This window comes from Pseudomonas glycinis, assembly GCF_054871425.1.
This window is the reverse complement of the sequence record NZ_JBTYHF010000004.1, coordinates 399,255-413,924: the sequence shown is the minus strand read 5'-3', so window position 1 is coordinate 413,924 and position 14,670 is coordinate 399,255. Positions and strand designations below refer to the sequence as shown.

The 14,670-nt window shown below is 61.8% G+C and carries 12 protein-coding genes; 7 read left to right on the top strand and 5 right to left on the bottom strand.

The window, feature by feature from the left end:
* Nucleotides 1–7 precede the first annotated feature (7 nt).
* A complete protein-coding gene (locus ACYSTU_RS12350; RefSeq protein ID WP_136492112.1) occupies nucleotides 8–592 on the bottom strand; it encodes an acyl carrier protein phosphodiesterase in 585 nt (194 codons plus the stop codon).
* Nucleotides 593–760: 168 nt separating this feature from the next.
* Between ACYSTU_RS12350 and ACYSTU_RS12345 the strand changes: the two genes are divergently transcribed.
* From ACYSTU_RS12345 to ACYSTU_RS12335, 3 genes are read left to right on the top strand one after another with little or no spacing between them, the layout of a single operon-like run.
* The gene (locus ACYSTU_RS12345; RefSeq protein WP_016771327.1) at nucleotides 761–1,063 is read left to right on the top strand and encodes an ArsR/SmtB family transcription factor; all 303 of its coding nucleotides are present in this window, start codon (nucleotides 761–763) and stop codon (nucleotides 1,061–1,063) included.
* Between the two features lie 34 nt (nucleotides 1,064–1,097).
* A complete protein-coding gene (locus ACYSTU_RS12340; protein WP_016771328.1) occupies nucleotides 1,098–2,264 on the top strand; it encodes an MFS transporter in 1,167 nt (388 codons plus the stop codon).
* A 33-nt stretch (nucleotides 2,265–2,297) separates the two neighbouring features.
* Nucleotides 2,298–3,347 (top strand): alkene reductase, encoded by a 1,050-nt coding sequence (locus ACYSTU_RS12335; RefSeq protein WP_039762674.1) that lies wholly within the window; start codon nucleotides 2,298–2,300, stop codon nucleotides 3,345–3,347.
* Between the two features lie 211 nt (nucleotides 3,348–3,558).
* On the opposite strand, the gene emhR is transcribed toward ACYSTU_RS12335, so the two are convergent.
* Complete coding sequence (emhR, locus tag ACYSTU_RS12330) at nucleotides 3,559–4,191, bottom strand: efflux system transcriptional repressor EmhR (protein ID WP_024011948.1); 633 nt, start codon at nucleotides 4,189–4,191, stop codon at nucleotides 3,559–3,561.
* A 266-nt stretch (nucleotides 4,192–4,457) separates the two neighbouring features.
* On the opposite strand from emhR, the gene emhA reads away from it, so the two are divergent.
* The 4 genes from emhA to ACYSTU_RS12310 all read left to right on the top strand — a co-directional run bounded on the left by emhA (nucleotide 4,458) and on the right by ACYSTU_RS12310 (nucleotide 11,916).
* Nucleotides 4,458–5,615 (top strand): efflux RND transporter periplasmic adaptor subunit EmhA, encoded by a 1,158-nt coding sequence (gene emhA / locus ACYSTU_RS12325; RefSeq protein ID WP_136492110.1) that lies wholly within the window; start codon nucleotides 4,458–4,460, stop codon nucleotides 5,613–5,615.
* A 3-nt stretch (nucleotides 5,616–5,618) separates the two neighbouring features.
* Nucleotides 5,619–8,783 (top strand): efflux RND transporter permease subunit EmhB, encoded by a 3,165-nt coding sequence (gene emhB, locus ACYSTU_RS12320; RefSeq protein WP_024011946.1) that lies wholly within the window; start codon nucleotides 5,619–5,621, stop codon nucleotides 8,781–8,783.
* A complete protein-coding gene (gene emhC, locus ACYSTU_RS12315) occupies nucleotides 8,780–10,240 on the top strand; it encodes an efflux RND transporter outer membrane subunit EmhC (protein WP_024011945.1) in 1,461 nt (486 codons plus the stop codon). Before emhB ends, emhC begins: the two co-directional genes overlap by 4 nt.
* Before the next feature lie 416 nt (nucleotides 10,241–10,656).
* The gene (locus ACYSTU_RS12310) at nucleotides 10,657–11,916 is read left to right on the top strand and encodes an OprD family porin (protein ID WP_136492109.1); all 1,260 of its coding nucleotides are present in this window, start codon (nucleotides 10,657–10,659) and stop codon (nucleotides 11,914–11,916) included.
* A gap of 175 nt (nucleotides 11,917–12,091) precedes the next feature.
* Here ACYSTU_RS12310 and pcaC read toward each other — a convergent pair whose 3' ends face one another.
* The 3 genes from pcaC to ACYSTU_RS12295 are packed head-to-tail and all read right to left on the bottom strand — an operon-like array spanning nucleotide 12,092 to nucleotide 14,662.
* On the bottom strand, nucleotides 12,092–12,484 hold the full coding sequence (pcaC, locus tag ACYSTU_RS12305; protein WP_024011942.1) for a 4-carboxymuconolactone decarboxylase: 393 nt from the start codon (nucleotides 12,482–12,484) through the stop codon (nucleotides 12,092–12,094).
* 10 nt (nucleotides 12,485–12,494) lie between these two features.
* Nucleotides 12,495–13,286: a 3-oxoadipate enol-lactonase gene (gene pcaD, locus ACYSTU_RS12300; protein WP_016771335.1), complete on the bottom strand. Its 792-nt coding sequence runs from the start codon at nucleotides 13,284–13,286 to the stop codon at nucleotides 12,495–12,497.
* An 11-nt stretch (nucleotides 13,287–13,297) separates the two neighbouring features.
* Complete coding sequence (locus ACYSTU_RS12295) at nucleotides 13,298–14,662, bottom strand: 3-carboxy-cis,cis-muconate cycloisomerase (RefSeq protein ID WP_498998787.1); 1,365 nt, start codon at nucleotides 14,660–14,662, stop codon at nucleotides 13,298–13,300.
* Between the last annotated feature and the right edge of the window lie 8 nt (nucleotides 14,663–14,670).

Sequence of the window (14,670 nt, the reverse complement as noted above, 5' to 3'; positions counted from 1 at the left end):
CCCACATTCAGATCTTCAGTGGATCAGAGTTTTGCGCAAAATCCTGCAATTGCGGGTAGAACTGGCTGAAATCTTCACTCAGCGGCTCATACAACCGCCGCAACTCCGCCATGGCCCCGGCCAATTCCTCCGGCCTGGTCAGGCGCCGCGAGATCCCGCGCAGCACCTGCTCCAGCACCTCGAATTCGCGATACGAGCCCAGCCAGTCGTTGGCGACCATGTGCGGGGCGATCTTCGCCAGCCGTTCCGGCAACTGTCGTTCGCGGGACAGCACGTGATAGACGTCTGCGGTGAACTGCTCCAGCGGCCGGTCGGCATACAGCGTCCAGTCCCGCGCCAGGCAATGATCGAAAAACACATCGAGGACGATTCCGGCATAGCGCCGCCGCGTTTCGCTGAAGCGGCCCAAAGCAATGTCGACCAGTGGATGGCGATCGGTGAAGACGTCGATGCGCCGATGCAGCGCAATCGCCGCCTCCACTTCCGGGTCGAACTGGCCTTGCAGCCGACCTTTGACGAAGTCGCCATACAGGCTGCCGAGTAACTGACCGGGGCGCTGGCCGCCGAGATGCAAATGCGCGAGATAGTTCATGGGCGCAGCTTAGCACTGCGCTCGCTCCTCCAGCACCCTCGTATCGTTATAACCCGATATAGCGATTTACGCGTTCGTCAGACCGAATTCATATTGGTATATCGCGATCCAACGATTTAAAGTTCGCTCCATCGCGATATATCGCTACTGCCACCACGAGCCCAAGCCATGAACCTCGACCTCGACGAAATAATAAAAGCCCTGGCGCACCCAGTACGGCGAGACATCCTCAACTGGCTGAAGGACCCGAAAGGCGAATTCCCCGAGCAGTTGCACAACCACGAGTACGGCATCTGTGCCGGGCAGATCGATCAGCGTTGCGGCCTGTCGCAATCGACCGTTTCCGCGCATCTGGCGACGTTGCAACGGGCCGGGCTGATCAGCAGCCAGAAGGCCGGGCAGTGGCATTTTTTCAAACGTAACGAGGACGTCATCCAGGCGTTTCTCAGCACCCTCAGTAAAGAGCTCTGACCCTTAACGTCAGCCAGCCGACAAGGAAACCTGCATGCCCCTTTCGCTTCTCATCCTCGCCCTGAGCGCCTTCGCCATCGGCACCACCGAGTTCGTCATCATGGGCCTGCTGCCCGACGTGGCGGCGGACCTCGGTGTGTCGATTCCAGGCGCCGGCTGGCTGGTCACCGGTTACGCCCTGGGCGTGGCCATCGGTGCTCCGTTCATGGCGCTGGCCACCGCGAAGCTGCCGCGCAAGGCCGCACTGGTGGCGTTGATGGGCATCTTTATTGTCGGCAACCTGCTCTGCGCCATCGCCAGCGACTACAACGTGCTGATGTTTGCCCGGGTCGTCACCGCTTTGTGCCACGGTGCATTCTTCGGCATCGGTTCGGTGGTTGCGGCCAATCTGGTCGCGCCAAACAAACGTGCCTCGGCGGTCGCCCTGATGTTCACCGGTCTGACCCTGGCCAACGTGCTCGGCGTACCGCTGGGCACCGCATTGGGTCAGGAAGCCGGCTGGCGTTCGACCTTCTGGGCGGTGACCGTCATCGGTGTGATCGCGCTGATCGGCCTGATCCGCTTTCTGCCGGCCAAGCGTGACGAAGAGAAACTCGACATGCGCGCCGAACTCGCTGCCCTCAAAGGCGCCGGCATCTGGCTGTCGCTGAGCATGACCGCGCTGTTCGCCGCCTCGGTGTTTACCCTGTTCACCTACGTCGCCCCACTGCTTGGCGAAGTCACCGGTGTGTCGCCACGTGGCGTGACCTGGACGCTGATGCTCATCGGCCTCGGTCTGACGGTCGGCAACATCATCGGCGGCAAACTCGCCGACAAAGGCATGGCCGCCACGCTGATCGGCGTGTTCATCGCCATGGCCGTGGTTTCCACGGTGCTGAGCTGGACCAGCGTTGCGCTGATCCCGACCGAGATCACCCTGTTCCTCTGGGCCACCGCGTGTTTCGCCGCTGTGCCGGCGCTGCAAGTCAACGTGGTGACCTTCGGCAAGGCTGCACCGAACCTGGTTTCGACCCTGAACATCGGCGCCTTCAACGTTGGCAACGCCCTCGGCGCCTGGGTCGGCGGCAGCGTCATCGCCCACGGCTACGGCCTGACCAGCGTGCCACTGGCTGCCGCCGCGCTGGCCGTACTTGCCCTGCTGGTGACCCTGATTACTTTCCGCCAGAACGGCAATGCCGAGCTGGCGCCTGCTTCCAACTGATCAACTTCCTTTATTAAAGAGAGGCTTTTAGACATGGCGACTATTTTCGACCCGATCAAACTCGGCGACATCGAGCTGAACAACCGCATCATCATGGCCCCGCTGACCCGCTGCCGCGCCGACGAAGGCCGTGTGCCGAACGCGCTGATGGCCGAATACTACGTACAACGCGCCTCGGCCGGCCTGATCCTCAGTGAAGCCACTTCGGTAACGCCGATGGGCGTCGGCTACCCGGACACCCCGGGCATCTGGTCCAACGATCAAGTGCGTGGCTGGGCCAACGTGACCAAGGCGATTCACGGCGCCGGCGGCAAGATCTTCCTGCAACTGTGGCACGTTGGCCGCATTTCCCACCCTTCGTACCTGAACGGTGAAGCACCGGTCGCGCCAAGCGCCATCCAGCCAAAGGGCCACGTCAGCCTGGTGCGCCCACTGGCCGACTACCCAACCCCGCGCGCCCTGGAAACTGCTGAAATCGCCGACATCGTCGACGCCTACCGCACAGGCGCCGAGAACGCCAAGGCCGCCGGTTTCGACGGCGTGGAAATCCACGGCGCCAACGGCTACCTGCTCGACCAGTTCCTGCAAAGCAGCACCAATCAGCGCACCGACCAGTACGGCGGCTCGCTGGAAAACCGTGCGCGCTTGCTGCTGGAAGTGACCGACGCCGCGATCGAAGTATGGGGCGCTGGCCGCGTTGGTGTGCACTTGGCACCGCGCGCCGATTCCCACGACATGGGCGATGACAATCTCGCCGAAACCTTTACCTACGTCGCCCGTGAACTGGGCAAGCGTGGCATCGCGTTCATCTGCTCGCGCGAAAAAGAAGGCGCCGACAGCCTCGGTCCGCGACTGAAAGAAGCGTTCGGTGGCCCATACATTGCCAACGAGAAGTTCACCAAGGAAAGCGCCAACGAGTGGCTGGCCAGCGGTAAGGCAGACGCCGTAGCGTTCGGCGTGCCGTTCATTGCCAACCCGGATCTGCCGGCCCGTTTGCAGGCCGATGCGCCGTTGAACGAGCCGCATCCGGAGACTTTCTACGGCAAGGGTCCGGTCGGTTATATCGACTATCCGACCTTGTAATCACGCTGTAGCGCAGAAATGAAAAAGCCCCGGACTTGTGAAAGTCCGGGGCTTTTTGCTGTTGGCGCAGGGTAAGAGCCAGCGAACACCGTTTCACAACAGCGACACAATTTCCCTACAAAATCCACGACTCGCTACGTTTAAACTCCCCGCCGCGATCATCAGCCATGGCGGCTGATTGACATCCTGCCGGGCAATTGCGCATTTTGTTTCATTTGCGCAGGCTTGGGCTCAGGCGCAGCATGTCCAGCCCGGTGTCGACCCAGCGTTCAGCCTCGGCGTGCAGTTCGAAGCTGTCCGGGGCCAGCAGCCAGCCGTACAGCAGGCCGTCGATGTAGGCATGAATGCTGATGGCCGCGCGGGCAGTGTCGAGATCTTCCGGCAACTGGCCGCGATTCACCGCATTACGCAAGGTCAGGCCGATGCGCACGTTGCAATCGAGACTGGCCGTCCGGCGCTGCTGGCGCAGATCGCACATTTCATCGGTGAACTCGCACTTATGAAACAGAATTTCGTTGATGCGCCGGGTTTTCGGGTCCAGTGCAACTTGATGAAACAAATGAATCAGCAACTGCCGCATGCAGCCCAGCGGGTCCGGTTCGTCTTCGCTTTCGCTGGCCTTGGCCAGTTCATCCAGCGGTTCGTGCAGGCTGTCGAGCATGGCCTGGACCAGATCGGCCTTGTTGCTGAAATGCCAGTAGATGGCGCCACGCGTCACGCCGGCGAGGGTCGCGATGTCCGCCAGGGTGGTGCGGGCAACCCCCCTTTCATAGAAGGCTTTCTCGGCCGCTTCCAGAATCTGGCTGCGGGTTTCCTGAGCTTCCTCTTTGGTACGACGGACCATGGCAGTAAAACCTCAAACAGGATGTTTCAGGGATGGCTGAATATCCGCTGAATAAAGAGGGGGCGATCTCTCGTGAATCGACTCCCCGGCCTACAATTTCAAACCTTGCGACGACTTTTGTATCAGGGTGGGTACGCGGCGCAGGTGTTTACAAACAACCATGAACGTAAGTATATTACTTAGCAAGCTACTTATCCACCCGGTGCCCGTTTTTTACTCTTTCACACTTCTTGTGCGCTTCTTGCGCGCCTGACCCGAGGATCTTCATGCAATTCAAGCCAGCTGTTACCGCTCTGGTCACTGCCGTCGCCCTGGCATCGCTGCTCAGCGGATGTAAAAAGGAAGAAGCGGCCCCAGCCGCTCCGCCTCCTCAGGTCGGCGTCGTCACCCTGCAACCACAAGCCTTTACCCTGACCTCGGAACTTCCGGGCCGCACCAGTGCGTTCCGCATCGCGGAAGTTCGCCCGCAGGTCAACGGCATCATTCTGAAGCGCCTGTTCAAGGAAGGTGCCGACGTCAAAGCCGGCCAGCAGCTTTATCAGATCGATCCGGCGGTCTATGAAGCTACGCTGAAAAGCGCCGAAGCCGAGCTGCGTTCGACCAAGTCGATTTCCGACCGCTACAAGCAACTGGTCGACGAACAAGCCGTGAGCCGTCAGGAATACGACACCGCACTGGCGAACCGCCTGCAATCGGAAGCATCGTTGCAGAGCGCGCAGATCAACGTGCGCTATACCAAAGTCTACGCGCCGATTTCCGGCCGTATCGGCCGCTCTTCGGTGACCGAAGGCGCACTGGTCAGCAATGGCCAGGCCGATGCAATGGCAGTGATTCAGCAGCTCGACCCGATCTACGTCGACGTGACCCAGTCGTCGGTGGAACTGCTGGAGCTGCGCCGCGAGCTGGAAAGCGGCCGTCTGCAGAAGGCTGGCGACAACGCCGCTGCGGTCAAGCTGACCCTGGAAGACGGCAGCCAGTACAAGCTCGACGGCAAGCTGGAATTCTCCGAAGTCTCGGTTGACCAGACCACCGGCTCGGTGACCCTGCGCGCGGTGTTCCCGAACCCGGATCACACCCTGCTGCCAGGCATGTTCGTCCACGCCCAGCTGCAAGCCGGCGTCAACAGCGCAGCGATCCTCGCGCCGCAACAAGGCGTGACCCGCGACCTCAAAGGCACCCCGACCGCACTGGTCGTCGGCGCCGACAACAAGGTCGAGCTGCGTCAGCTCAAGGCCAGCCGCACTGTCGGCAGCCAGTGGTTGATCGAAGACGGCCTGAAAGCCGGCGATCGTCTGATCACCGAAGGGCTGCAGTACGTCAAACCGGGCGTCGAGGTCAAAGCGACCGAGGCGACTAACGTCGGCACCAAGAACCCGGCCCCCGCACAGGCAGCTGACAAAGCCGCCGGCGGCAAAGGGGAGTAACCCATGTCAAAATTCTTCATCGACCGTCCGATTTTCGCCTGGGTAATCGCCCTGGTGATCATGCTGGTCGGGGCACTTTCGATCCTGAAATTGCCGATCAACCAATACCCGAGCATTGCGCCACCGGCCATTGCGATTCAGGTGACCTACCCAGGCGCGTCTGCACAAACCGTGCAGGACACCGTGGTGCAGGTCATCGAGCAACAGCTCAACGGTATCGACAACCTGCGTTATGTGTCGTCGGAAAGTAACTCCGACGGCAGCATGACCATCACCGCGACCTTCGAGCAAGGCACCAACTCCGACACCGCGCAGGTCCAGGTCCAGAACAAGCTGAACCTGGCCACCCCGCTGCTGCCGCAGGAAGTGCAGCAACAGGGTATCCGCGTGACCAAGGCAGTGAAGAACTTCCTGCTGGTGATCGGCGTGGTGTCGCGCGACGGCAGCATGACCAAGGACGACCTGTCCAACTACATCGTGTCGAACATGCAGGACCCGATCTCGCGGACCGCCGGTGTCGGTGACTTCCAGGTCTTCGGTGCGCAGTACGCGATGCGTATCTGGCTCGACCCGGCCAAGTTGAACAACTTCAACCTGACCCCGGTCGACGTGAAGAACGCCATTGCTGCGCAGAACGTCCAGGTGTCGTCCGGTCAGCTCGGTGGCTTGCCTGCCGTGCAGGGCCAGCAACTGAACGCGACGATCATCGGCAAGACCCGTCTGCAGACCGCCGAGCAGTTCAAGGAAATCCTGCTCAAGGTCAACAAGGACGGTTCGCAGGTTCGCCTCAAAGACGTGGCTGAAGTCGGCCTCGGCGGTGAGAACTACGCGATCAGCGCCCAGTTCAACGGCAGCCCGGCGTCCGGTCTGGCGGTGAAACTGGCCAACGGCGCCAACGCCCTCGATACCGCCAAAGCGCTGCGCAACACCATCGACAGCCTCAAGCCGTTCTTCCCGCAAGGCATGGAAGTGGTGTTCCCGTACGACACCACCCCGGTGGTGACCGAGTCGATCAAAGGCGTGGTGCACACGCTGGTCGAAGCGATCGCGCTGGTGTTCCTGGTGATGTTCCTGTTCCTGCAGAACTTCCGCGCCACCGTCATCACCACGATGACCGTGCCAGTGGTACTGCTCGGTACATTCGGCATCCTCGCCGCCGCCGGTTTCAGCATCAACACCCTGACCATGTTCGGCATGGTGCTGGCCATCGGTCTGCTGGTGGACGATGCCATCGTCGTGGTGGAAAACGTCGAGCGGGTGATGAGCGAAGAAGGCTTGTCACCGAAGGAAGCGACAAAGAAATCCATGGGCCAGATCCAGGGTGCACTGGTCGGTATCGCCCTCGTGCTCTCGGCGGTACTGCTGCCGATGGCGTTCTTCAGCGGCTCCACCGGTGTGATCTACAAGCAGTTCTCGATCACCATCGTGTCGGCCATGGCCCTGTCGGTACTGGTTGCCCTGATCTTCACCCCGGCGCTTTGCGCAACCATGCTCAAGCCGATTCCGAAAGGCGAGCACGGCACCCCGAAGAAAGGTTTCTTCGGCTGGTTCAACCGCAACTTCGACCGTGGCGTACGCAGCTACGAGCGTGGCGTCGGCAACATGCTGACCCGCAAGGCGCCGTATCTGCTGGCGTACCTGTTGATCGTCGTGGGCATGATCTGGCTGTTCACCCGCATTCCGACCGCGTTCCTCCCGGAAGAAGACCAGGGCGTTCTGTTCGCCCAGGTGCAGACCCCGGCCGGTTCCAGTGCCCAGCGTACGCAAGTGGTCGTGGACGAAATGCGTGAGTACCTGCTGCGTCCGAACAAGGACGGCGGTGAGGCGGACGCGGTGGCTTCGGTGTTTACCGTGACCGGCTTCAACTTCGCCGGTCGTGGCCAGAGCTCGGGTATGGCGTTCATCATGCTCAAGCCGTGGGGCGAACGTAACGCCGACAACAGCGTGTTCAACCTCGCTGCGCGTGCCCAGCAACACTTCTTCAGCTTCCGCGACGCGATGGTGTTTGCCTTCGCCCCGCCAGCGGTTCTGGAATTGGGTAACGCCACCGGTTTCGACGTGTTCCTGCAGGACCGCGCCGGTATCGGTCACGAAAAACTGATGGAAGCGCGCAACCAGTTCCTCGGCATGGCGGCGCAAAGCAAGGTGCTGACCCAGGTGCGTCCGAACGGCCTGAACGATGAGCCGCAGTTCCAGCTGGAAATCGATGACGAGAAGGCCAGTGCCCTCGGCATCACCATCAGCGACATCAACAACACCCTGTCGATCGCGCTGGGCAGTAGCTACGTCAACGACTTCATCGACCGTGGTCGGGTGAAGAAAGTCTACGTGCAGGGCCAACCGGACTCGCGCATGAGCCCCGAAGACCTGAAGAAGTGGTACGTGCGCAACGCCGAAGGCACCATGGTTCCGTTCTCGGCGTTCGCCAAGGGCGAGTGGGTCTACGGTTCGCCGAAGCTGGCGCGCTACAACGGTGTGGAAGCGGTCGAGGTCCTCGGGGCTCCGGCACCGGGCTATTCCACCGGTGAAGCGATGGCTGAAGTCGAAGCGATTGCCAAGAAGCTGCCGTCCGGTGTCGGTATTTCCTGGACCGGTCTGTCCTACGAGGAACGTCTGTCCGGCTCGCAAGCGCCAGCGCTGTACGCCCTGTCGCTGCTGATGGTGTTCCTGTGTCTGGCGGCGCTGTATGAAAGCTGGTCGATTCCGATCGCGGTCATGCTCGTGGTACCGCTGGGGATCATCGGTGCGCTGATGGCCACCAGCCTGCGCGGTCTGTCCAACGACGTGTACTTCCAGGTGGGCTTGTTGACGACCATCGGTCTGGCGGCTAAAAACGCCATTCTGATCGTCGAATTCGCCAAGGAACTGCATGAACAGGGACGCAGCCTGCGTGAAGCGGCGATTGAAGCCTGCCGCATGCGTCTGCGCCCGATCATCATGACATCGCTGGCCTTCGTCCTCGGTGTTGTGCCGCTGGCGATTTCCACCGGCGCCGGTTCAGGCAGTCAACATGCGATCGGTACCGGCGTGATTGGCGGTATGCTCACGGCCACGATCCTGGCGATCTTCTGGGTCCCACTGTTCTTCGTTACTGTGTCGTCCATCGGTCAGCGCAAAAAGACCGACGCGGATGAGACTACTGAAACTCCTAAAGAGGCTGGCCAATGAGCAAGTCGCTACTCTCCATCGCAGTCGCCGCCTTCGTGCTGAGCGGTTGCTCGCTGATACCTGACTATCAGCAGCCTGAGGCTCCGGTCGCAGGCCAGTACCCGCAGGGGCCGGCATATTCGCCGGCCCAGGCTCCGGCGCAAGCCGCTGCCGAACAGGGCTGGAAGCAGTTTTTCCATGACCCGGCCCTGCAACAGCTTATCCAGGTCGCCCTGGAAAACAACCGCGACCTGCGTGTCGCGGCGCTGAACATCGACGCTTACGCGGCGCAGTACCGCATCCAGCGCGCCGACCTGTTCCCGGCAGTGTCGGCCAATGCCGCCGGCAGCCGCCAGCGTCTGCCTGCCCGTGCCTCGCAGACCGGCGAGTCGATGATCAGCAGTTCGTATTCCGCCACCGTCGGCGTCAGCGCCTACGAACTCGACCTGTTCGGTCGGGTGCGCAGCCTGAGCGAGCAAGCGCTGCAACAGTACTTCGCTACCGAAGAAGCACGCCGCAGCACACAGATCAGTCTGGTCGCCAACGTCGCCAATGCCTACCTGACCTGGCAGGCGGACAAGGAACTGCTCAAGCTGACGCAGGACACCCTCGGTGCCTTCGAAGAAAGCTACAAATTGACCAGCCGCAGCAACGAAGTCGGTGTGGCTTCGGCGCTGGATCTGGCACAGTCGCGTACCTCGGTGGAAAACGCCCGGGCGCAACTGGCGCGTTATACCCGCCAGGTCGCACAGGACGAAAACAGCCTGACCCTGCTGCTCGGCACCGGTATTCCGGCCAATCTGCAAGCAGCCAAACCGCTGTCTGATGATCTGCTCAGCGACGTACCGGCCGGTCTGCCTTCGGACCTGCTGCAACGTCGTCCGGACATCCTCCAGGCCGAGTACAACCTGAAGGCGGCCAACGCCAACATCGGTGCGGCGCGTGCAGCGTTCTTTCCGAGCATCAGCCTGACCGCCAACGCGGGCAGCCTGAGCCCGGACCTGTCCGGCCTGTTCAAGGGCGGTTCGGGGACGTGGCTGTTCCAGCCGCAGATCAACCTGCCGATCTTCAACGCCGGCAGCCTGCGCGCCAGCCTCGACTACGCCAAGATCCAGAAGGACATTGGCGTGGCGAACTACGAGAAGTCCATCCAGACCGCCTTCCAGGAAGTCGCCGACGGCCTCGCCGCTCGCCAGACCTACACCGAGCAGCTGCAAGCGCAGCGTGACTTCGTTCAGGCCAACCAGGATTACTACCGCCTGGCCGAACGTCGCTACCGCATCGGCGTCGACAGCAACCTGACCTTCCTCGATGCCCAGCGTCAGTTGTTCAGCGCACAACAAGCGCTGATCACCGACCGCCTCGCGCAGCTGACCAGTGCGGTCAACCTGTACAAGGCCTTGGGCGGTGGCTGGAATGCGCAGACCGCGCAGAACGAAGCGCTGAAAGAAGAAGCGCCGAAGATGAAGCTGTTCTGATCATCGGCTGACTACATCAAGCCCACCATTTCGGTGGGCTTTTTGTTGCCTGTCGCAAAGGTTTCGCGGCCGAACTGGCCTCTTCGCGAGCAGGCTCGCTCCCACAGGGGAACGCATTCCAGTTGTGGGAGCGAGCCTGCTCGCGAAGAGGACCTCACACTCACCACAAATCCGCATGAATCTTGCGTTCGATAACCGCCCAAAACCCGCTTTCAGCAATTGAACCCGAACACACAGGCCCTTCACCATTCGAACCAGAAAACCAATAACAACAAGGTTCGACACCATGCTCCAGCGCCCTGCCCCGCCCGGCTGACCGCCACCGCTGCATCTCAGATCTGCATCATGTTGCCTGCGCCGCATCCGCCGCGACAGCGCCGCCGTTCGCCCTAAAAAAACAAGAGAGACCCAAGTCCATGACAGTTTTCCCTGTGCCCTACGCATTGCCCGCTGTGATCGCCCTGGCCATCGCCGGTCTGGCACTGCCAGCCAGCGCCGAAGAAGGCGGCTTCGTTGAAGGCGCCAAGGTCAACCTCAACCTGCGCAACTTCTATATCAACCGCAACTTCACCAACCCGACCAAGGCCCAAGGCAAGGCTGAAGAGTGGACGCAGAGTTTCATCCTCGACGCCAAATCCGGCTTCACCCAAGGCACCGTCGGTTTCGGCATGGACGTACTCGGGCTGTATTCGATCAAGCTCGATGGCGGTAAAGGCACGGGTGGTACGCAGTTGTTGCCGCTGGACCATGACGGGCGCCCGGCGGATAACTTCGGCCGCACCAACGTCGCGTTCAAGGCCAAGCTTTCGCAGACCGAAGTCAAGGTCGGTGAGTGGATGCCCGTGCTGCCGATCCTGCGTTCGGACGACGGTCGTTCGCTGCCGCAGACCTTCCGTGGCGGCCAGATCACCTCGAAGGAAATCGCCGGCCTGACCCTCTATGGCGGCCAGTTCCGCGCCAACAGCCCGCGCGACGACAGCAGCATGAGCGACATGTCGATGACCGGCAAAGCCGCGTTCACCTCTGATCGTTTCAACTTCCAGGGCGGCGAATACCTGTTCAACGACAAGCGCACGCAGATCGGCCTGTGGAACGCGCAGCTCAAGGACATCTACAGCCAGCAGTACCTCAACGTGCTGCACAGTCAGCCGCTCGGCGACTGGACGCTGGGCGCCAACCTCGGATTTTTCTACGGCAAGGAAGATGGCAGCGCGCGTGCCGGCGATCTGGACAACAAGACCTGGTACGGCATGTTTTCGGCCAAGTACGGCGGCAACACGTTCTACCTCGGCCTGCAGAAACTGACCGGCGACAGCGCGTGGATGCGCGTCAACGGCACCAGCGGCGGCACCTTGGCCAACGACAGCTACAACGCCAGTTATGACAACGCTCAGGAACGCTCCTGGCAGTTGCGCCACGACTACAACTTCGCCGCCATGGGCATCCCCGGCCTGACCCTGATGAACCGCTACATCAGCGGCGACAACGTGCACACCGGGACGATCACCGACGGCAAGGAATGGGGTCGCGAATCGGAACTCGGTTACACGGTGCAGAGCGGCACTTTGAAGGATTTGAACGTCAGATGGCGCAACTCGACCATGCGCCGCGACTTCAGCAACAACGAGTTCGATGAAAATCGCCTGATCGTCAGCTACCCGATCAGCCTTCTCTAACCACACATGCCCCACTGTGGGAGCGAGCCTGCTCGCGAAAGCGCAGCTTCAGTCGACATCTCTGTCGAATATGAAATGGTCTTCGCGAGCAAGCTCGCTCCCACATTTGTTTTGTGATCGACACAACTCCAATGTGGGAGCGAGCTTGCTCGCGAAGGCGTAATTTCGGGCGCCATCAATCCCGGGATTCGACTCCTAGCTCATCCCACACCGATTCAGCCAGATGAAACGTCGCATTCGCCGCCGGAATTCCGCAGTAGATCGCGCTCTGCATGATCACTTCCTTGATCTCGCCACGGCTGACGCCGTTGTTGGCCGCTGCGCGCAGGTGCAGTTTCAGTTCGCCCTCGCGGTTCATGCCGATCAGCATGGCGATGGTGATCAGGCTGCGGGTATGGCGGGGCAGGCCCGGGCGGGTCCAGATGTCGCCCCAGGCGTGGCGGGTGATCATCTCCTGGAATTCCGAGTTGAACTCGGTCAGCGTGGTCAGGCTGCGATCGACGTGGGCATCGCCCAGCACCGCGCGGCGTACTTGCATGCCTTCGTCGTAACGTTGTTTCTCGTCCACAAATTCTTCCTCACTGAGCCTGCAGAAACGCCAGCACACGGTCGCTGAAAGCGGCACCGGCCTGCACGTTGGACAAATGCGCCGCATGGAACTCGGCGTACTCGGCACCGCGCACGTGGTCGCGGATGAAGTGCCCGCCGGACGGCGGCGTCACCGCATCTTCGCTGCCGGCAATCACCAGCAACGGCACGTTGATCGAAGCCAGTTGTTCACGGAAATCGGCATCGCGCACGGCCGCGCAGTTGGCCGCATAGCCTTGTGGATTGGTTGCGGCAAGCATGTCGGTAATCTTCTTCGCCGCCTCGGGATGCGCTGCGGAAAAGTCCGGGGTAAACCAGCGCGCAATCGAGGCATCACGCAGCGCGACCATCGCCGCCGGGCCGTCGCGCAACACGGTTTCGATGCGCGGATTCCACACCGACGGATCGCCGATTTTCGCTGCGGTGTTGCACACGATCAGTTTGTGCAGACGATGGCCTGCGTTGATCCCCAGCCACTGACCGATCAGCCCGCCCATCGACAGCCCGCAGAAATGCGCGCGCTCGATATGCAGCGCATCGAGCAGACCGAGCACGTCGCGACCGAGTTGTTCGATGCTGTACGGCCCCTCGGTGACCAGCGATTGCCCATGGCCGCGCGTGTCGAAACGCAGCACGCGGAAATGCTCGGTGAACGCCGGCATTTGCGCGTCCCACATGTGCAGGTCGGTGCCCAGCGAGTTGGACAGCACCAGCACCGGCGCCTCCGCCGGGCCCTCAATTTCATAGTGCAGTTCGCCATCGGCGAGTTGAACGAAAGCCACAGCCCTCTCCTTCAGACAGTCAAAGCGTTGTGTTCAGCCACCGCGCGCTCGACCCAGACTTGCGCCTGGCCAAGGTAATGCGCGGGGTTCAGAAGATCATCGAGCTCAGCGCCACTGAGTTCGGCGGTGACCTGCGGCTCGTCAGCCAGCACCGCACGCAGATGGCGTTGCTCGGCCACCGCGCGTTTGCAGCATTGCTCGAGCAGATGATGCGCGGTGTCGCGGCCGACGCGTTGGGCGAGGACGATGCTCACCGCTTCGGCCAGCACGAGGCCCTGGGTCAATTCGAGGTTGCGGGCCATGCGCGCCGCGTCGACTTCCAGACCGTCGGCCAGCAAGCGCGCCTGGTGCAGCGAACCGGACACCAGGCAGCAGATTTCCGGCAGGGTTTCCCATTCGGCATGCCACAAACCAAGGCTGCGTTCATGTTCCTGCGGCATCGCGCTGAACAGCGTCGACACCAGCCCCGGCACCCGCGTGGCCGCGCCGATCAGCACCGCCGCGCCGACCGGATTGCGTTTGTGCGGCATGGTCGACGAACCACCCTTGCCCGGTGCCGCAGGCTCGAATACTTCCGCTGCTTCGGTCTGCATCAAAAGGCTGATGTCGCGGCCGAATTTGCCGAGGCTGCCGGCGATCAGGCCAAGCACCGCGCCGAATTCGACGATGCGATCACGCTGGGTATGCCACGGTTGCTCGGGCAGCGTCAGTTGCAGCTCTTCGGCCAATGCTTCGGCGATCGGCAACGCCTGTTCACCCAGCGCCGCGAGCGTGCCGGAGGCGCCACCGAATTGCAGCACCAGCAAACGCGGTTTCAGTTGTTGCAGACGCTGACGGCTGCGCGTGACGGCGCCCAGCCATCCGGCGATTTTCATACCGAGGGTCACTGGCGTGGCATGTTGCAGCCAGGTGCGCCCGGCCAGTGGCGTGGTAGCGAAACGTTGTGCCTGAGCTGCGAGCGAGTCGGCCAGTTGCGCCAGTTGGTCTTCGATCAGCGCCAGCGCCTGGCGCAATTGCAGGACCAGCCCGGAATCCATCACGTCCTGACTGGTCGCGCCCAGATGCACATAGCGCTCGGCTTCGGCATCGCTCGAGGCGATCTGCTTGCCCAAGGCCTTGACCAGTGGGATCGCCGAATTGCCGGCCGTGGCAATCGCCTCGCCCAGCGCCGCGAAGTCATACAGGCCCGCGTCGCACGCTGTGGCAATCGGTGCCACGGCCGATGAAGGAATCAGCCCGACCCGCGCCTCGGCCCGGGCCAGCGCCGCTTCGAAATCAAGCATCGCCTGCACCCGGCCCTGATCGCAGAACACTTCGCGCATATCGCGGGCGGTGAAGTAGGCATCGAACAATTGATTGCCCGGTCGCTGAGTCATAAACAGTC

Coding starts and splice junctions, on each gene's coding strand:
- ACYSTU_RS12350 (WP_136492112.1), bottom strand. CDS start 592: ATGAACTATCTCGCGCATTTGCATCTCGGCGGCCAGCGCCCCGGTCAG.
- ACYSTU_RS12345 (WP_016771327.1), top strand. CDS start 761: ATGAACCTCGACCTCGACGAAATAATAAAAGCCCTGGCGCACCCAGTA.
- ACYSTU_RS12340 (WP_016771328.1), top strand. CDS start 1,098: ATGCCCCTTTCGCTTCTCATCCTCGCCCTGAGCGCCTTCGCCATCGGC.
- ACYSTU_RS12335 (WP_039762674.1), top strand. CDS start 2,298: ATGGCGACTATTTTCGACCCGATCAAACTCGGCGACATCGAGCTGAAC.
- emhR (WP_024011948.1), bottom strand. CDS start 4,191: ATGGTCCGTCGTACCAAAGAGGAAGCTCAGGAAACCCGCAGCCAGATT.
- emhA (WP_136492110.1), top strand. CDS start 4,458: ATGCAATTCAAGCCAGCTGTTACCGCTCTGGTCACTGCCGTCGCCCTG.
- emhB (WP_024011946.1), top strand. CDS start 5,619: ATGTCAAAATTCTTCATCGACCGTCCGATTTTCGCCTGGGTAATCGCC.
- emhC (WP_024011945.1), top strand. CDS start 8,780: ATGAGCAAGTCGCTACTCTCCATCGCAGTCGCCGCCTTCGTGCTGAGC.
- ACYSTU_RS12310 (WP_136492109.1), top strand. CDS start 10,657: ATGACAGTTTTCCCTGTGCCCTACGCATTGCCCGCTGTGATCGCCCTG.
- ACYSTU_RS12295 (WP_498998787.1), bottom strand. CDS start 14,662: ATGACTCAGCGACCGGGCAATCAATTGTTCGATGCCTACTTCACCGCC.